An 18070-nucleotide genomic window follows, 5' to 3' on the forward strand; every position below is an offset into this window, starting at 1 on the left:
TAATGTTAATTTTCTTTTTTGCATTAATCCTTCGGATTGGGTTTATTCTTACATTAAATAATACTGTGGATGTATGGGGGGACTGGTGGGATGAACTCGGTTGGAAATTAGCAACACGACAGGGCTACTGGGTTAACAATCCTTATTTTCCCGATGGCGTAAGATTTTACTCTTGGCGTCCACCTGCTTTTCCTTTTTTTCTTGGATGTATATATAAGATATTTGGACACAGTTATTTTGCCGCAAAGATTGGACTTGCTTTATTAAGTTCATTATGTTGTATCCTTTTATTTTTTCTCACCTCAGAAATTTTGGAAAGTAAAATAGCGGCCTTATGGTGTGCCTTTATATATACTATTTATCCTCCCTCTATCTTCTGGACTGGATACCTTGCACCTGTTACATTAGAGACATTTGTACTTTTACTTATAGTTCTACTATTGATTAAAAGCAAGAATAAAAAAAATAATATATTCTTTTTCATAATATCTGGATTATGTACAGGAATAGGTATTTTAACTCGCTCTGTTTTCATTGTATTTTTACCCATTGTATTTATCTGGCTAATTATAACAGACAGAAAACAACTGTTAAGAAAATTCCTTTTTTATATAGTAACAACTATTATAACAGTATCTCCATGGGTTTTAAGAAACTACAGAATTCATAAGACATTCGTTTTAACTTCAACGGAAGGAGGTATCGTCTGTTATATAGCCAATAATGAAAAATCAATATATCAACCATCCGGGTATTGGGACCCTACAGGATACTACAACGAACCAATTATTCAACAAATTAAAGGACTTTCAGAGATAGAAACAGATAAATTCTTTTACAGAGAAGCATTAAGATTTATAAAAACACATCCTGATATATACTGGCAACTTGTGAAAGATAGGTTTTTAAGATTCTGGAAGTTAACACCACATACATTTTCAGGACCGGGAGAAAGTTATAAGCCATACCATACAAGAATAGCACTTATTACCAATCTACCAATTTTTATACTTGCTGGACTGGGATTTTTATTATCTTTAAAACAATGGAAGAACTTTTTATTATTTTATCTTATAATTATCTTTTGGTCTCTTCCAATCATTCTATTTTTTAAAACCATTATAAGATACCGTGAACCTTTAATGCCAATAGTTCTATTTATAGGATGTTATGCTATATATAAAATAAGTATTATGATGAAAAATAAAAAAATCTATGAAAAAGAAATGTAATTTTAATTTCGTTTATTTATTAGCAGGAAGTATTCTCTGTATTTTAATAAATTCAATGGGTCTAAACTTTTTAACACCTGGGGAAAAAGTAAGAGATATTGTTTTTGAAAACGAAAAAAATGTAAAGGATAATATAGAAACGTTGATAAGAGAACGTAAGACAATAAGAGAAATGGTTAAAACTGCAGTAGCAGAATATTATCCTACTTACAATCCTGAAGAAAAAATTCCATTTTTATATAATAATAAACAAATTTTTATAGAAAGAAACATAATAAACGGGATGAGAAGTTATCTATTACGCACTGGAATACCAGATGAAGGGGTTTTAATTCCATTAGAACGAATGGAGCCCAAACGATTTAACTTCAATCCCTCATACTTTGCATATGGAGGGTTTTACATATATTCCGAGGGGCTGTACCTTGCTATATTGAAATTTATTGGTATTCTAAACATAAAAAAAGATATAGGATACTACCTATTAAATCCTTCTGAGATAGGGAAAATATTTATCGCATTAAGAATCGTAAATATATTGTTATCTTTGGGTTCATTCTTCCTTATTTTTCTAATTGGATATAGGTTACAAGGACAATTACATGGAATTATATCTTCTTTACTATTTATTTTTACTCCTGGAATTGTAATTTGGAATCATTTTGCAAGACCTCATGTATTTTCACTGTTCTGGATTTTACTTGCAGTATATTTTCTTCTAAAGACATTACAAAATAAAAATTGGAAAAACAAAGATTTTGTTTTAGGATGTATATTCACAGGATTGACGGTATCTATCTTAATACCTTATGGCATACTCATTTCTCTTTTAATTCCTTTAACTATTATCTTATATAAATCAAAAAACAATTTATCGTTTACAAAAAATTTTCTTCTATCTATGTTAATAATTACAGGCGTTTTTTTAATTACCAATCCTTATTTTCTATCTTCTATTAATGAAGTTGTCGCTGAATATAAATTTACAAGAATGGATGTTCAGTATAGACCTTCCTTATATAATTATTACTATTATCTAACTACGGTATTGAAAATGCATCTTGGAACTCCATTATGGATATTGTTTTTAATATGTATGGCAATTTCTTTATGGAAACTCAAGAAAGAAGAATTGTTAGTCATATCTCCAGTTGTTATTGGTTTTATTCTCTTCGGTACTTCTTATCCAAACTATCTCTTACGATTTATATTCTTTCTTCCTTTTATAACTTTAATTATCGGGGGTAGTTTAGCAAAAATCTTCAGAATAAAGAAAGTTGTTCCTTTCAGTATAAGCATTTTTGCTTTTTGTTTTCTTTATACAATATTATATACACTCGCCCATCTACAATTATTCACAACAGATAATCCCCGATACATAGCCGGAGAATGGATAAATAAAAATATACCGGAAGGTACAAGTATTGGACTTAAAGAACCACCTGTGGCTTTTAGAACTACTCCTTTTTCCTTCGCAAAATATAAAGTGACTATAATAGAAAATAAAAAAGAATTTGAAAAAAATATCCCTGTATATTTTGTAACCAGCAGCTTTGACTGGCGCTTTTCCAGATATGGAGAAATAGAAAATTATTTATCAGACAATTATGAAAAACTAAAAATTTTTGTGAAATCGCCTTCTATACTTAACATAGAATTTATTAATAATTATGAACCTATACCTCCAGACTATTGCTATTTTAATCCTATAGTAATAATCTGGAAAGCTAATAAATAATTATGTATTATAATATAATAACTTGTAAATTTTAAAAATGAAAATATACCCTTTAAATAAACCTGATTGGGGAATAAAAGAAATTATTGCGGTAACAAAATATATACTTAGAGGAAAAGGAGGTGGAGGAAACGGTGAAATAACAAGAAGAGTTGAAAAAAAAATAGGAGAAATTTTAAATATCCCTTATGTTTTTTTAACATCTTCAGGTACATCTGCATTAGAACTTGGGTTATATGCCCTACAATTACAACCAGGATATGAAGTCATAACAAGCTCATTTACATTTGTATCTACCGCAACTGCAATTATTCGGCAAGGTGGAATACCAGCTTTTGTAGATATTGAAATAAATACTATGAATATAAATCCTGATTTAATTGAAGACAAAATTAACGAAAAAACAAAGGTAATTATTCCTGTACATTACGGCGGCTTAGGCTGTAAAATGGAGAAGATATTGAATATCGCTCAAAAATATAATCTTTCAGTAATTGAAGACGCAGCCCATGCATTTGGTTCAAAATATAAAGAAAAATATTTAGGTACATGGGGAGATATAGGATGTTTTAGTTTCCATGAAACTAAAAATATTGTATGTGGAGAAGGTGGAGCTATTGTTACTTCTAACGAAGGATTATCTGAAAAAATAGATATAATAAGAGAAAAAGGAACTAACCGTTCAAAATTTCTTAAAGGAGAAATAGAAAAATATGAATGGATATCAGAAGGTTCTAATTTTCTACTTTCAGATATTCTTGCTGTTCTATTAGAACAACAAATTAACAAATTGGAGATAATCAACAAAAAACGTAAAGAAATTGCTGAATATATGTACAACAAACTTCAATCTTTATCTCCACCTTTAATTTTACCTAATAAAAATTTAATGGAAGAAACAAACTGGCATATTTTTGCAATAAGAGTACCTAATCAGCAAATTCGTAGCGAATTATTAATATACTTAAACAAGAATGGTATAAAAGCTTCCTTCCATTATCTTCCATTACATCTTTCTCCATATATTAAAACTAATCCTATTTATAAATATAAAAATGGAGATTTACCTATAACAGAGTCAGTAGCAAGTACTATAATAAGATTGCCATTAAATACAAAAATGAAATATAAAGATGTAGATTATATTGTTTATCATATAGAAAAATTTTTCAAAGGAGAAAAGTGCTGTGAAAACAGAATATAAAAAAGGTATTACTGTTATTATACCTTGCTATAATGAGATGCCTCATTTGTATTCTAATGTTATGAAGATTTTTTTCATATTAGATATTTTAAAATATCCTTGGGAAATTATACTTATTGATGACAAAAGTTCAGATGGTACTGTAGAAATGATTAAAAATATAGAGAAACTTATACCAAATGTTAAAACTATATTTCATAAAAATAATATGGGACGAGGTAGATGTGTTATGGATGGACTTAAAATAGCTCGGTATGAAATAGCTGGTTTCATAGATGTTGATTTAGAAATAGACATCAATTATATACTCAATGTTTTATATGAAATCGAAAAAGAAAAAACAGACGTAGTAATTGGAGAAAGATATTATAAGGTAACACTGTCTAATCTCCACCGTTTTATTCTTAGTCGTGGTTATAACTATCTTGTACGAAGTATGCTTAAGATTAAACTCAAAGATACAGAAGCTGGATTTAAATTCTTCAAAATGAGTAAAATCTCTTTAATATTTGATAGAATTAAGAATGATGGTTGGTTTTGGGATACAGAGATTGCAGCATTATGCTGGAAAAATGGGTTAAAGATTAAAACTATTCCTGTTTTATTTGTAAAACAACCTAAAAAGAAATCATCTGTTTGTATAGTTAAGGATAGTATTACATATCTAATTAATTTAATAAATTATAGAAGGAGTTTTTTTAATGATTAAACCGGCTATAAAAGAAATTGGACTCTCAAAAGCACTGAAATATATAATAGGAAATTTCTGTCTTCTATTGTTTAATCTGATGTTTATATCTCCTCTCCGAGTATTATATCTAAAACTTTTTGGAGTAAAAATTGGACAAGGTACTGTTATAGAAAACATAACCTTTATCAATCTTTACAGAACGGGTCTTAAAGGACTTAAAATAGGTTCCAATTGTTTTATTGGAGCAGAAACAATGTTGGATTTAGCAGGACAAATCACAATATACGACAATGTAACAATTGCTGAGAGAGTAACTATACTTACACATATGAATGTAGGATATAAAAGTCATCCTTTACAAAAATATTATCCATCAACTACAAAAAATGTAATTATTGAAAGTGGGGTTTTTATAGGAACAGGAAGTATTATACTTCCAGGAGTAAAAATTCATAAAAATTCCCTCATAGGCGCAGGAAGTGTTGTCAATTCTGATGTAGGAAGCAACTCTGTGGTTGCTGGTGTCCCAGCAAAATTAATAAAGAGATTAGAGGATGATAATGTGGAAAAATAGAAAGGTAAGTGTGATATTTCCAACATATAATGAGAAGGGCTCTATAAAAGAAGCTATAGAGGATTTTTTTGCATCGGGATTTGTAGATGAAATAGTGGTAGTAAATAATAATGCCATAGAAGGTACAGATGAAGAAGTAAAGAAAACAAAAGCACGGCTGGTATATGAAAAAAAACAGGGGTATGGATATGCTATCTGGAAAGGGCTGGAAGAAGCAACCGGTGATTACCTTATAATCTCTGAACCGGATGGTACATTTTCAGGAAAAGATGTAATTAAACTTCTTGCCTATAGTGATGATTTTGACTATGTACTGGGAACAAGAACAACAAGAGAACTGATATGGGAAGGTGCAAATATGAACTTTTTCTTGAAATGGGGCAACTGGGCTGTAGGTAAACTTATGGAATTTTTATATAATACTACAACCCTTACAGATGTTGGTTGTACTATGCGACTTATCAAGAGACATATTTACGAAAAAATTAAAGAACATTTTACAATTGGCACACAACACTTCGGACCTGAACTTACCTTACTTGTAATAAAGTCGGGTACAAAATTTATAGAAATCCCGGTAAACTATAAACCGAGGGTAGGGCAGTCATCTGTAACAGGAAGTATGAGAAAGGCATTTATCTTAGGACTGAAGATGATTTTTCTTATTATAGGATACAGATTTAAGAGGATAAAATTTTAAATGATACTGGCATATCACAGGATTAATCCGTATTATAAGAATGATGCTTTGACTGTTTCTCCTGAAAATTTTCAGAAACAGATTGAATATCTTTTACAAAAGGGATTAAAACCACTAATAACACTTGATGACGGATATGCTGATAATCTATGGTATGCAATACCTCTGTTAGATAAATTTAACATCAAACCTTTAATATTTTTAACTGTAAACTATATAGGAACAAATAATATCTTCCCTAGATATAAAGATTTAGAAAGGGACAGGTTTTTAAATTGGGCAGAAGTTCGTCAAATGTCAGATAACAGTACTATAGTTGGCTCACACTCCCTTTCACATCCACATCTTACTCTCCTTGATGAAAAAAGTTTATGGGAAGAGCTTTCCTTTTCAAAAAAGATAATAGAAGATAAAACAGGTAAAGAGGTATTATATTTCTGTTATCCTTATGGAGACCTTAATGAAAAGGTTATAGAAAAAGTTAAAGAGGCAGGGTATAAAGGGGCTTTTGTAACTCCTCCAAAAGGTAAAAAAATAAAGAACACTAATTATACACTTATACGAACAGGGATTTATGGCCATAATAATTTTATGATATTCAAATTAAAGATATGGAAAACTATTCAGAGAGGAAAAAAATATTAGTCCTATCTCTTACGGCTTTTTTGATACGAATTGCTTTTATTTTCACACTTAAGAATGAAGTCTATTTTGCGGATGAGTTTGAGTATTACAGAATAGTCCAGAATTTTCTGTCAGGCAATGGTTTTTTTGTTAGTGAAGAGTTAAAGGGATTTAGACCGCCTCTTTATCCTTTATTGCTGAGTATTCTTTATTTTCTTAAATTCAATCTTTTTGGTATCCGTATATTTCAATGCTTTATTTCTTCTATAACTGTATGTCTGACCTATCTCGCAGCAAAAAAACTCTTTTCTGAAAAGGTCGCTTTATGGTCAGGTATTATATCAGTTATATATCCTTTTTTCATCTTTTATAATGGATTTTTACTTACAGAAACGCTTTTTGTTTTTCTTGTACTTCTTGTTATCTATAACCTAATAAATCTTACAGAAAAAACATCTTCATGGATAAAAGCAGGTATTTCTCTGGGATTGGCAGGACTCTGCAGACCCACAATGCAGTTGTATCTACCCATCGCTCTTATCCATCTCCTCTGTGACAAAGAACAGTGGAAAATTAAAATAAAAAAAATTTTATTTATTTCTTTTTTCTTCTCACTTACTTTATCCCCTTGGATTTTGAGAAATTATCTGGTATTTGATAGGTTTATACCTGGAACAACAATGGGAGGCAGGGTTTTCTGGGAAGGTAACAACCCTTATTCAAATGGAGGTCCCTGTAGATACTTCCCAGTAGAAATAGAAAAATTGCCTGAAATAGAAAGGGATGTTGCTTATTATAAAAAAACCATTGATATTATAAAAGAAAATCCTGCTCGCTTCCTGTGGCTATTACAGAATAAATTTAAAAGGTTCTGGAATGTTATTCCAAATGCTTCTGAATTTACAAAGCCATTATACCTTCTAATAAGTGTAATGAGTTTTGGGATTATGATGCCTTTCTTTGTTTTAGGATTTTTACTAACCTTTAAAAACAAAAAAGCACAGTTTATCCATTCTCTTATTATTCTTTTTACTATCTTTCATATTATCTTTCTCGCATCAATTAGATATAGAATACCTCTTGAGCCATTCTACATCATCTTTTCAGTATATGGTTTCTTCTGGTTAGTTAATGGAACATTTGGTATAATAAATAGAGGTGTAATTACAAGGAGGGAAAAGTGAAGTTTATTATTTCAGAATATATAAAAGAAGCAATGGAACATGCAGTTTATGAAAAATTAGAAGATGGAACTTATGCGGGGAAAATTCCTGAATGCAAAGGAGTTGTTGCTTTTGAAAAAACATTGAGGAAATGTGAAGAAAAATTACAATCCGTTCTTGAAGCATGGGTATTACTCGGTTTCAAAATGAAACATCCCTTACCTGTTATAGGTAATATAGACCTGAATAGAGAACTTGATTATGCAGAAATTATCTCCCATTAAAAGAAAAAAATTTATACAGAAACTTAAAAAGTTAGGATTTCAAGGTCCTTTTTCAGGCGCAAAACATCAATTTATGATATATAAAAACTATAGATTAGCAATTCCCTCTAATAAAGAATATTCTATCGCTCAAGTCAAATTTATACTTACAGAAATAGAGGAAATAATTAATAAAGAGATAACGATAGAAATCTGGAATAGCCTCTGAATAAAATGAAATTATCAGTAATAATTCCGGTCTATAATGAAAGATTTACCATCCTTGAAATAATAAAGAAGGTAGAGGAAGTTCCTGTAGAAAAAGAGATAATAGTTGTTGATGATGGTAGTACTGACGGAACGAGAGAAATCTTACAACGATTTTCTCAAGATTCTCTTTACCCTGATAATAAACTAAATAAAGATAGGGAACATCTCAAAATTATTTTTAAAGAAAAAAATGAAGGCAAAGGTTCTGCTATAAAAGAAGGGTTAAAAAATATAACAGGAGATATTGTAGTAATACAGGATGCGGACTTAGAATATAATCCTATGGATTGGATAAAAATGTTAAAGGTAATGGAAGAGAAAAGAGCAGATGTTATTTATGGTTCAAGAGTTCTCGGTAAGGGAGAAAAATCATCTCTGTCTTTCTATTTAGGAGGTCGTTTACTTTCTCTCCTTACAAATTTTTTATACAGATCTAATATAACCGATGAACCTACATGCTATAAGATGTTCAGAACAGAGATAATAAAAAGAATAAATCTGAAATGCAAGGGTTTTGAATTCTGTCCTGAAGTAACAGCGAAGGTATTGAAAAGTGGGTATAAAATATATGAGGTCCCAATAACTTATAAACCCAGAAAGATAAAAGAAGGGAAAAAGATAAGATGGTATGATGGTTTAGTTGCTATATGGGTGTTGGTTAAATACAGGTTTTTCCAATGATAATATGTCCGCTGTGTAAAAATCAGGGACGGTTGATATGGAAAGAAAAACAGTATAAGGTATATAGATGTAAAGATTGTAGTGTTGCATTTCTCCATCCTGCACCCGAGACCCCAGAGATTATATATAGTGAAAAATACTTTCAACAGTGGTATATCAGATATTACAAGGAGCGAAAACAATATATAGAAAAATTATTTACACTGATTGAAAAGTACATTGATAAAAAAGGAAAACTATTAGATGTAGGTTGTGGCACTGGCATATTACTTGAAGTTGCAAAAGAGAAAGGATGGGATGTATATGGACAGGATATTGCACCTTTTGCTATAAATTATTGTAGAAGCAAGGGCTATATTGTTTATGATAAACCCCTGCCAGAATTAAATTTACCTGAACATTCCTTTGATGTAATTACAATGTTTGATGCTATAGCCCACCTGAAAGACCCTGTATTTTATGTAAATACCTGTGTTAAACTTCTGAAACCTGGTGGATACTTAATAATCAAAACACCTTATCATCCACCATATCTGTTTTTTCTTGCCAATATCCTTTCATTTACAGGAAAAAGCAGGTCATTACTCCATATCCCTGCTCAGGTATTCCATTTTAGCGAAAAATCTTTGATTTTAATGTTATTTACTAATTTTAAATTATTGAAAAATAAAAGAATTAATGACTTTTCTTCTTTTAATAAAAAAAGTAAATTAAAAAATATCAGTATAATAAACTTATGGAAAAAAATATAAAAATTTGTAAGAAAGCAGCAGAAAAAATAATGTCATTGAAGTTATATATACTTATTATAACTGGAATAATTTTAAGAGTATATTGTTTATCTTGCAAGAGTTTCTGGTGTGATGAGTTTTTAGCAATATCTCTAAGTAAAATTCCTGAATTTTCTGATATGATAAGGTGGATTATAAAAAATGATGCCCATCCACCATTATTCTATTCTGTTATAAGGATTATATTTCATTTCACTAATAGCGAGTTTGGATTAAGATTTATGCCTTTTCTTTTTGGAGCATTTGCTATAATCATTTTTTATAAACTTTTGAAAGAAGTAGATATAAAAAATTACTTACTTCCACTTTCTCTTTTTATCTTTTCACCAGCACAAGTCCTATGGTCCCAAATAGTTAAATCGTACAGTACTCTTACATTTTTTTCGCTTCTTTCCATTTTTACATTTATCCGGTATAAAAAGACAAATAAAAATGTGTATGCTACATGGTGGATACTATCTTCTATTATTACTCTTTATCTCCATAACTATGGAATGCTCATTATAGCAGCACAGGTAATTATTCTATTGCTTTATAGAAAGGAGATTTCTTTTAGAAAGTTTATTATTCCATATGTTATTATCTTTTTATTTTATCTTCCTTATCTATCAGGACCTTTAGTTTCACAGATTGCCTTTGTAAAAACAGCCCCTCACAGTATATTAAATCCTTTTCTCAGAATTGTCTATACATTCTTCTACTTTCTTTTTGGAGAGACATTATCACCATTAAATTTTAAGTTTGTCATACCAGGTATTTTATTATTTTTTATATTTTTTATAATAGGACTCAGAAAAGAGAAAAATATTCTTCAGAAATTCTCTTCCATTGTTATTATACTCGGAATCATTTTAATCTTCTCTGTGAAAGCAACCATTCCGCAAAATCTTATCCATCTTCAACCATTTTTCTTTATTATTGTTGCTTCCGGAGTAGAATGTCTTAAAAAAGCAAAAGTGAAAATACTTTTTTCTTTTTTCCTTCTTCTATGCTTAATGCCCTCTCTCTATTACTATTACACCAACAATAGTTTACAATATCACGATGTAAGCAAATTAATTCCTTATAAGAAGATAACTGAAACCATTACAAGAGAAGAAACTATAGGCGAAGTAATTATAATGAATGAAGGACGCGAAACAAGATTTACTGAATTTTTTGAACCATATAGTCCATGGGACTGGTATTATAAAGGACATTTACCAATTAAAGATATACATAATGCTGATGAGTTAGAAAAAATCTATAAAATATATAACGGCTTCTGGGTTATTTTAAAATATAATCGCCAAGAGCAGAACTGGGATGAAGATATAAAAAACTTCTTTGTACAGAGAAAATCTGTTAAAATAAAAGAGATGAAATTAATAAAAAACTATTCTTTTCTTGATGTTTTAAAAGGACAAGAGAAAAAAGAATATTATTTTATTGAGGTTTACCATTTTATAAAAAAATGAAGAAAAAGGTTCTTATAACTGGTGGAGCAGGATTTATAGGAGTTAATTTAGCAAATCATCTTTTAGCAAATACAGATAATTTTGTAGTTATATATGATAACCTTTCAAGAAATGGAGTTGAATATAACCTTGAATGGCTTAAATCCCTGAAATATAAAAATATGCAATTTATAAAAGGCGATATCAGGGATTATAAAAAGATAAAAGAGGTAGTTAAAAAATGCAATGAAGTATATCATCTTGCTGCTCAGGTAGCAGTTACAAGTTCAGTAAAAGAGCCAGTAGAGGACTTTGAAATAAATGCAACTGGTACTCTTTATCTCCTTGAAGCAATTAGGAAACAATCTCCTGATGCGATACTCATATTTGCTTCCACAAATAAGGTATATGGTGAACTTTTACATATCAAATTGAAAGAATGCAAAACAAGATATTCTTTTACTGGAAATCTAAAAGGTATTTCAGAGAACGAAAACCTTGATTTTCACTCCCCTTATGGATGTTCTAAAGGAACTGCGGACCAGTATGTAAGGGACTATTACAGAATCTATGGACTTAAAACAATTGTGTTCAGACAATCATGTATATATGGTGCTCACCAGTATGGAAATGAAGACCAGGGATGGGTAGCACACTTTGTTATAAAAAGTTTATTAAATAAAAAAATAAACCTTTATGGAGATGGGAAACAGGTAAGGGACCTGCTTGAAATAAGAGACCTTATAAATGCATATCTGCTTGCAATAAATAATATAGAAAAGACAAAAGGTGAGATATATAACATAGGCGGAGGGATAAAAAATACTTTTTCACTTCTTGAACTTATAGAGTTCTTATCAAAAGAACTACGAAAAGATATTGATTATAAGTTTTTCTCTTGGCGACCTGGTGATCAGAAAATTTTCATAAGTGATAATACAAAACTGATAAAACATGTACACTGGCAACCAAGAATATCAGTAAAGGAAGGGATAAAAAATTTAATTGGATGGGCACAAGAAAATATAGAACTGATAAAAGCGATTAATAAATAAACCTTCACAATTATCCTCTTCCTCAAAAAGAGAAGGATAATAAAGAGAGGGTAGATATAAAATGAGAAGCATAGGAGTAATAGGGGCAGGACATGTAGGGCTTGTAACTGCTGCCTGTTTTGCTAAAATTAGCCATAATGTTATATGTGCAGACAATGATATAGAAAAAATAAAGAGAATTAAAAACTTTGACATTCCTTTTTATGAACCAGGACTTGAGGATATTGTAAAAGAAACTCTAAAAAATGGAAGATTAACACTAACTGGTTCTGTAGCAGAACTCACTGAAAAAAGTGAAGTAATTTTTATTGCAGTTGGAACTCCTTCAACACCTGATGGTGGAGCGGACCTTTCGTATGTGGAAAATGTTACTATTGAAATCGCAAAAGCACTCACTAAAATAAAAAAAATCTCTAAAGATAACATTTATAGATTGATTGTTGAAAAAAGTACTGTACCTGTTCTTACAGGAGAGTGGGTAAAAAGGACTCTTGAACTCATGTCTCCTACCGGCATTGAGTTTGATGTTGCTGCTAATCCTGAATTTTTAAGAGAAGGTAGTGCTATTAAGGATTTCCTTGAACCCGATAGAATTATCATAGGAGTAGAGAGTGAACGTGCAAAAGAAATTTTTGAAGAGATTTATACTCATATAAAAGCACCTATTGTATTTACTGATGTAAAAAGCGCTGAACTTATAAAACATGCCTCTAACTCTTTCCTTGCATTAAAAATTTCATATATTAATGCGATATCTCAAATATGTGAAAGAGTAGGGGCAGATGTTGAAAAAGTAGCAGAAGGGATGGGGTATGATAAAAGGATAGGGAAGGACTTTTTAAAAGCAGGTATTGGATGGGGTGGAAGTTGTTTCCCTAAAGATGTTGCTGCCTTTATTAAACTTGCAGAAGAGATTGGCTATCAATTTAATCTTTTAAAAGAAGTACAGAAGATAAATAAAGAACAACGAATGTTAATAGTCAAAAAAGCAAAAGAACTTTTATGGAATTTAAAAGGTAAAGAGATTGCTATACTGGGATTATCATTCAAACCAGATACAGATGATATAAGAGAATCCCCATCTATAGAAATAATATCCACTTTATTAAAAGAAGGAGCCATTATTAGATGTTATGACCCAAAGGCAATGGAGAATATGAAAAAGATATTCCCTGATATTGTATACCACCAAACACCTTATGGATGTGTGAAGGACTCTTCTTTAGTTATACTTCTTACAGAATGGAATGAGTTTAAAAATCTTGATTATGAACAAATAAAAATCTCAATGAAAACCCCTTATCTCATTGATGGAAGAAATTTTCTTAATAGAGAGAAATTAAAAAAATTAGGTTTCATTTATAAAGGAATAGGTAGAAATTAAATGAAAAAGAAAATTCTTATATCAGGAGGTGCTGGCTTTATCGGAAGTCATCTCTGTGAGTATTATATTGAAAGGGAATATACAATATGGTGCATTGATAATCTATGTACTGGCTCTGTAAATAATATACAACATCTTCTTTCTTCACCTCTATTTAAATTCATACAGGAAGATTTGATCACCTTTGAAATAAACTCACTTAAACAAAAATTTGATATGGTATTTCATTTAGCAAGTCCTGCATCTCCTCCTGATTACTTAAAACTATCAATAGAAACATTGAAGGTGAACTCTATCGGAACTGAAAAAATGCTTGAGATTGCAAAAATAAGTGGAGCAAAGTTTTTATTTTCTTCAACATCTGAGATATATGGAGATCCAACTATTTCACCTCAATCAGAAACATACTGGGGCAATGTAAATCCTATTGGACCTCGTTCTGTATATGACGAGGGAAAGCGGTATGGAGAATCTCTTGTTATGGCATATCATAGAAAATATGGATTAGATACCCGTATAATCAGGATATTCAATACCTATGGAGAAAGAATGCGGATTGATGATGGAAGAGTGATACCAAATTTTATCGGACAGATATTAAAAGGAAAGCCATTAACTATATATGGTGATGGCAAACAAACCAGAAGTTTCTGTTATATTAGTGATCTGATAGAAGGTATTGTAAGAATGATGGAAGTAGATTATCATTTTCCTGTAAATCTTGGAAATCCCGTTGAATTCACAGTTCTGGAACTTACAGAAATTATTCAAAAAATAGCAGGTATAAAGACCGTTATTGAATTTCTATCACCACTTGAGGATGATCCAAAACAGAGAAGACCTGACATATCAAAAGCAAAAGAGCTCTTGCAATGGGAACCATTAATATCTTTAGAAGATGGACTAAAGAGAACATTTGATTATTTTAAAGGTAAACTGAAAGGAAACACCAGATGAAAAAAATATTAGTGACAGGAGGTGCTGGCTTTATTGGAAGTCATTTGGTAGATGAATTAATAAAAAGGAAATATAAAATCACTGTTTTTGACAATCTTGAGCCACAGGTTCATCCAGATGGACTTCCTGAATATTATAATATCAAAGCAAAATTTGTACGTGGAGATGTACGAAATAGAAAGCAATTAAAAGAAGTGGTAATAGAATCGGATATCATAGTTCATTTTGCTGCAGCAGTAGGAGTAGGTCAATCACAGTATCAGATTTCTAAATATGTAGAATCCAATATACAGGGAACTGCAAACTTACTTGATATCCTCGTTAACGAAAAACATAATGTTAAAAAATTACTTGTTGCTTCATCTATGAGTATCTATGGTGAAGGTCTTTATGAATGTAAAAAGTGCGGAAAAGTAAAACCGCCTCTTCGTAATTTCGGAAACATAGAGATATCTAACTGGGAACCAATATGTCCTAATTGTAAAGGAATAATTAATCCTATTCCAACCACAGAGGAAACACCTCTGACTTCTAATTCCATATATGCTATAACAAAAAAAGAACAGGAAGAAATGTCCCTTCTTATTGGAAAAACATATGGAATTCCAGTAGTTGCTTTAAGATTCTTTAATGTATATGGCCCCAGACAATCACTTTCTAATCCATATACAGGAGTAGCAGCTATATTCCTGAGTAGAATAAAAAATAACAATCCACCTGTTATATATGAAGATGGACTACAGACGAGGGACTTTATATGGGTAGGAGATATTGTAAATGCATGCATACTCTCAATAGAAAGAGAAAAAGCAAACTATCAGGTATTTAATGTTGGCTCAGGTAAACCAGTAAGTATTCTCGGAGTAGCAGAAACATTGATAAACCTATTAAACAAAAAAAATAAAGTCAATCCTGATATAACATATACATTTAGAAAAGGGGATGTTAGACACTGTTATGCAGATATTACAAAGATAAAAACAATGATTGGTTTTAAACCAGAGGTATCTTTTGAAAACGGGATGAAAAAACTTATAAATTGGTCAAAAAAAGTAAAAGCAGTGGATAAATTTGAAAAAGCATCTCAGGAATTGAAAGAGAAAAAACTTGTATAATATGGATATATTTCTCAGTATTATAATACCCGCAAGAAATGAGGAAGACAATATAGAAGAAACAATAAAAGAACTTATATCTTACATCTCTCCTGAAAACACAGAAATTATTGTGGTCAATGACCATTCTCAAGATAACACTAAATCTATAGTAGAACACCTAAAGAAACAATATCATTTTATAAAACTTATAGATAATAAAGGACAACCTGGATTTGCCAATACATTAAAGCAAGGTTTTCGGGAAGCACATGGAGAGTTTGTCTTACCTGTTATGGCAGATAGATGTGATGCTCCACTAACAATCCCTTTAATGCTTGAAAAAGCAAAAGAAGGATATGACCTGGTATGTGGTTCAAGATATGTAAGAGGAGGTAAGAGAGTAGGAGGCCCAATAATTCAGGGATTTTTTTCAAGGTTTGTTGGAATAACACTTCACTTTCTCACAGGAATTCCTACAAGAGATGTAGCCAATGCCTTCAAATTGTACAGAAAGGATATTCTGCTTACCCTTGATTTAAAGGAAAAGGGATTTGCTATTTCAATGGAAGCGTGTGTAAAGTTTTTTATCAATGGTTACAAAATATGCGATGTGCCAACTATCTGGTATGGCAGGAAAAAAGGACAGTCAAAGTTTAAATTATCAAAAACATTGCCTTATATAAAACTTTATTTATGGACAATATGGAAAAAATGGATATCTCAATAGTAATCCCTGCATATAATGAGGAAAGACGCCTTGGTAATACGCTCAAAGAAGTACATACTTATTTTAGAAATCTTGGTTTGAATTTTGAAATTATCGTAGTGGATGATGGGAGTAAAGATGGTACTGTAAATGTTGTAAAACAATTTTCCATAGAACATCCGGAAGTAAAATTAAGATGCCATCTCAAAAATAAAGGTAAGGGGGCTGCAGTAAAAACAGGTGTTCTGTCAGCAGAAGGAAAGATAATTCTATTCACAGATGCAGATCTTTCTACTCCCATTCAAGAATTTGTTAAGTTAAAACAGGCAATAGATAATGGATATGATATTGCCATAGGGTCAAGGGGAATAGCAGGAGCAAAAGTAAAGATAAAACAGAACATTATAAGACGACTTATAGGAATTTTAGGAGGTTATATAATAAAAATCATAATTTCAAATAAGTTTGCAGATACTCAATGTGGGTTTAAAATGTTTAAAAATGCGTGTGGGAAAAAGTTGTTTAATGAACTGAAAGTCAGTGGATTTGCTTTTGATGTTGAGGTTCTCTATAAAGCAATAAAAAGGGGATATCAGGTAAAAGAGATACCTGTAGAGTGGTTAAACTCTCCTGAAAGTAAGGTAAATGTTTTAAAAGACCCTTTAAGATTTTTAAAAGATATAATAAGAATAAGAATGGATTTTTAGCGTATGGACGATATAAAATTTTCTGTAGTTGTTGCTGTTGCTCCTGAACGAAATCCAGAAGTGATACAATATCTTAAAAATCAGGATTATCCTGAAGATAGATATGAAATCATAGTAAAAAAAGGAGCAAATACTTCGCAAAACAGGAATGATGGAGTAAAAGAATCTAAAGGAAAATATATTGCCTTTGTAGACGATGATGCTATAGTAGAAAAGGACTGGCTGAAGAAAGCTGAAGAGTTTTTTGAAAAATATCCAGAAATAGACCTGGTTGGGGGACCTCAACTGACCCCTATGGATGATACTCCTTTTGGATATGCTTCAGGTGTTGTTCTATCAAGTATTCTGGGAGGTGCCTCCATAAGAAATAGATATAGAAAAGGCAAACTTAACCTTAATTCTGACGAAAGAGAATTAAGTTCAGCCAATATATTCTGCAAAAAAAGTGTCTTTGAAGATATAGAGTTTAATCCCGCCTTCTGGCCCGGAGAAGACCCTGTATTTTTTAATGAACTTATCAGAAAAGAGAAAAAACTTGCATACTGTCCAGAGTTATATATATATCACAGAAGACGAAGTACGCCGAGAAGTTTATTCATTCAGGTATTCCGTTATGGCTATGTAAGACCCAAAATAAAAAATGTAAAAAAGACAGGGATATATTCATATCTTTTTATTATTCCTTCTCTGTTTGTATTATATCTTGTTTTGCTTCCCTTTCTTTCAATAGTTAATATTTTTTTTCTCATTCCTGCCTCTATCTATTTCCTTACTATCATTATATTTTCCTGTTTTAT

The 18070-nt window shown here is 30.8% G+C and carries 19 protein-coding genes; all 19 read left to right on the forward strand.

The window, feature by feature from the left end; all coding sequences use genetic code 11:
• Positions 1 to 2: 2 nt before the first annotated feature.
• Complete coding sequence (locus N3D17_01705; protein ID MCX8082103.1) at positions 3 to 1232, forward strand: glycosyltransferase family 39 protein; 1230 nt, start codon at positions 3 to 5, stop codon at positions 1230 to 1232.
• Positions 1216 to 2970 (forward strand): glycosyltransferase family 39 protein, encoded by a 1755-nt coding sequence (locus N3D17_01710; protein MCX8082104.1) that lies wholly within the window; start codon positions 1216 to 1218, stop codon positions 2968 to 2970. Before N3D17_01705 ends, N3D17_01710 begins: the two co-directional genes overlap by 17 nt.
• 37 nt (positions 2971 to 3007) lie before the next feature.
• Positions 3008 to 4174, forward strand: coding sequence for a dTDP-4-amino-4,6-dideoxygalactose transaminase (rffA, locus tag N3D17_01715; protein ID MCX8082105.1), 1167 nt, complete (start codon positions 3008 to 3010; stop codon positions 4172 to 4174).
• Positions 4158 to 4883: a glycosyltransferase gene (locus tag N3D17_01720; GenBank protein MCX8082106.1), complete on the forward strand. Its 726-nt coding sequence runs from the start codon at positions 4158 to 4160 to the stop codon at positions 4881 to 4883. Before rffA ends, N3D17_01720 begins: the two co-directional genes overlap by 17 nt.
• Positions 4876 to 5439, forward strand: a complete 564-nt coding sequence (locus tag N3D17_01725; GenBank protein MCX8082107.1) for an acyltransferase — start codon at positions 4876 to 4878, stop codon at positions 5437 to 5439. Before N3D17_01720 ends, N3D17_01725 begins: the two co-directional genes overlap by 8 nt.
• Positions 5420 to 6139: a glycosyltransferase family 2 protein gene (locus N3D17_01730; protein ID MCX8082108.1), complete on the forward strand. Its 720-nt coding sequence runs from the start codon at positions 5420 to 5422 to the stop codon at positions 6137 to 6139. The genes N3D17_01725 and N3D17_01730 overlap by 20 nt, the downstream gene beginning before the upstream one ends.
• Positions 6140 to 6784 carry a polysaccharide deacetylase family protein gene (locus N3D17_01735; GenBank protein MCX8082109.1) on the forward strand — a complete coding sequence of 215 codons (645 nt, stop codon included), beginning with the start codon at positions 6140 to 6142 and terminating at the stop codon, positions 6782 to 6784.
• Positions 6751 to 7947 carry a glycosyltransferase family 39 protein gene (locus N3D17_01740; protein MCX8082110.1) on the forward strand — a complete coding sequence of 399 codons (1197 nt, stop codon included), beginning with the start codon at positions 6751 to 6753 and terminating at the stop codon, positions 7945 to 7947. Before N3D17_01735 ends, N3D17_01740 begins: the two co-directional genes overlap by 34 nt.
• Positions 7948 to 7952: 5 nt before the next feature.
• Positions 7953 to 8210, forward strand: coding sequence for a type II toxin-antitoxin system HicB family antitoxin (locus N3D17_01745; GenBank protein ID MCX8082111.1), 258 nt, complete (start codon positions 7953 to 7955; stop codon positions 8208 to 8210).
• Positions 8211 to 8423: 213 nt separating this feature from the next.
• Complete coding sequence (locus N3D17_01750) at positions 8424 to 9140, forward strand: glycosyltransferase family 2 protein (protein MCX8082112.1); 717 nt, start codon at positions 8424 to 8426, stop codon at positions 9138 to 9140.
• Positions 9137 to 9892, forward strand: coding sequence for a class I SAM-dependent methyltransferase (locus tag N3D17_01755; GenBank protein ID MCX8082113.1), 756 nt, complete (start codon positions 9137 to 9139; stop codon positions 9890 to 9892). Before N3D17_01750 ends, N3D17_01755 begins: the two co-directional genes overlap by 4 nt.
• Positions 9877 to 11388, forward strand: a complete 1512-nt coding sequence (locus tag N3D17_01760) for a glycosyltransferase family 39 protein (protein ID MCX8082114.1) — start codon at positions 9877 to 9879, stop codon at positions 11386 to 11388. The genes N3D17_01755 and N3D17_01760 overlap by 16 nt, the downstream gene beginning before the upstream one ends.
• Positions 11385 to 12422, forward strand: a complete 1038-nt coding sequence (locus N3D17_01765; GenBank protein MCX8082115.1) for an SDR family NAD(P)-dependent oxidoreductase — start codon at positions 11385 to 11387, stop codon at positions 12420 to 12422. Before N3D17_01760 ends, N3D17_01765 begins: the two co-directional genes overlap by 4 nt.
• Before the next feature lie 61 nt (positions 12423 to 12483).
• Positions 12484 to 13806 (forward strand): UDP-glucose/GDP-mannose dehydrogenase family protein, encoded by a 1323-nt coding sequence (locus N3D17_01770; protein ID MCX8082116.1) that lies wholly within the window; start codon positions 12484 to 12486, stop codon positions 13804 to 13806.
• On the forward strand, positions 13807 to 14763 hold the full coding sequence (locus N3D17_01775) for an SDR family oxidoreductase (protein MCX8082117.1): 957 nt from the start codon (positions 13807 to 13809) through the stop codon (positions 14761 to 14763).
• Entirely contained in the window at positions 14760 to 15878 is a 1119-nt protein-coding gene (locus tag N3D17_01780) for an NAD-dependent epimerase/dehydratase family protein (GenBank protein MCX8082118.1), read from the forward strand. Before N3D17_01775 ends, N3D17_01780 begins: the two co-directional genes overlap by 4 nt.
• Before the next feature lies 1 nt (position 15879).
• Positions 15880 to 16587, forward strand: a complete 708-nt coding sequence (locus tag N3D17_01785) for a glycosyltransferase family 2 protein (protein MCX8082119.1) — start codon at positions 15880 to 15882, stop codon at positions 16585 to 16587.
• Positions 16563 to 17273, forward strand: a complete 711-nt coding sequence (locus N3D17_01790; GenBank protein MCX8082120.1) for a glycosyltransferase family 2 protein — start codon at positions 16563 to 16565, stop codon at positions 17271 to 17273. The genes N3D17_01785 and N3D17_01790 overlap by 25 nt, the downstream gene beginning before the upstream one ends.
• A gap of 3 nt (positions 17274 to 17276) precedes the next feature.
• On the forward strand, positions 17277 to 18070 hold a 794-nt coding region (locus tag N3D17_01795), incomplete at its 3' end, for a glycosyltransferase (protein ID MCX8082121.1).

Source organism: bacterium (genome assembly GCA_026414725.1).
Classification (GTDB): domain Bacteria; phylum Ratteibacteria; class UBA8468; order B48-G9; family JAFGKM01; genus JAAYXZ01.

What these genes read in the sequence shown, in the direction of transcription:
- N3D17_01705 (MCX8082103.1), top strand. Translation starts at nt 3, where the DNA reads ATGTTAATTTTCTTTTTTGCATTAATCCTTCGGATTGGGTTTATTCTT.
- N3D17_01710 (MCX8082104.1), top strand. Translation starts at nt 1,216, where the DNA reads ATGAAAAAGAAATGTAATTTTAATTTCGTTTATTTATTAGCAGGAAGT.
- rffA (MCX8082105.1), top strand. Translation starts at nt 3,008, where the DNA reads ATGAAAATATACCCTTTAAATAAACCTGATTGGGGAATAAAAGAAATT.
- N3D17_01725 (MCX8082107.1), top strand. Translation starts at nt 4,876, where the DNA reads ATGATTAAACCGGCTATAAAAGAAATTGGACTCTCAAAAGCACTGAAA.
- N3D17_01730 (MCX8082108.1), top strand. Translation starts at nt 5,420, where the DNA reads ATGATAATGTGGAAAAATAGAAAGGTAAGTGTGATATTTCCAACATAT.
- N3D17_01735 (MCX8082109.1), top strand. Translation starts at nt 6,140, where the DNA reads ATGATACTGGCATATCACAGGATTAATCCGTATTATAAGAATGATGCT.
- N3D17_01740 (MCX8082110.1), top strand. Translation starts at nt 6,751, where the DNA reads ATGGAAAACTATTCAGAGAGGAAAAAAATATTAGTCCTATCTCTTACG.
- N3D17_01750 (MCX8082112.1), top strand. Translation starts at nt 8,424, where the DNA reads ATGAAATTATCAGTAATAATTCCGGTCTATAATGAAAGATTTACCATC.
- N3D17_01755 (MCX8082113.1), top strand. Translation starts at nt 9,137, where the DNA reads ATGATAATATGTCCGCTGTGTAAAAATCAGGGACGGTTGATATGGAAA.
- N3D17_01760 (MCX8082114.1), top strand. Translation starts at nt 9,877, where the DNA reads ATGGAAAAAAATATAAAAATTTGTAAGAAAGCAGCAGAAAAAATAATG.
- N3D17_01765 (MCX8082115.1), top strand. Translation starts at nt 11,385, where the DNA reads ATGAAGAAAAAGGTTCTTATAACTGGTGGAGCAGGATTTATAGGAGTT.
- N3D17_01770 (MCX8082116.1), top strand. Translation starts at nt 12,484, where the DNA reads ATGAGAAGCATAGGAGTAATAGGGGCAGGACATGTAGGGCTTGTAACT.
- N3D17_01775 (MCX8082117.1), top strand. Translation starts at nt 13,807, where the DNA reads ATGAAAAAGAAAATTCTTATATCAGGAGGTGCTGGCTTTATCGGAAGT.
- N3D17_01780 (MCX8082118.1), top strand. Translation starts at nt 14,760, where the DNA reads ATGAAAAAAATATTAGTGACAGGAGGTGCTGGCTTTATTGGAAGTCAT.
- N3D17_01785 (MCX8082119.1), top strand. Translation starts at nt 15,880, where the DNA reads ATGGATATATTTCTCAGTATTATAATACCCGCAAGAAATGAGGAAGAC.
- N3D17_01790 (MCX8082120.1), top strand. Translation starts at nt 16,563, where the DNA reads ATGGAAAAAATGGATATCTCAATAGTAATCCCTGCATATAATGAGGAA.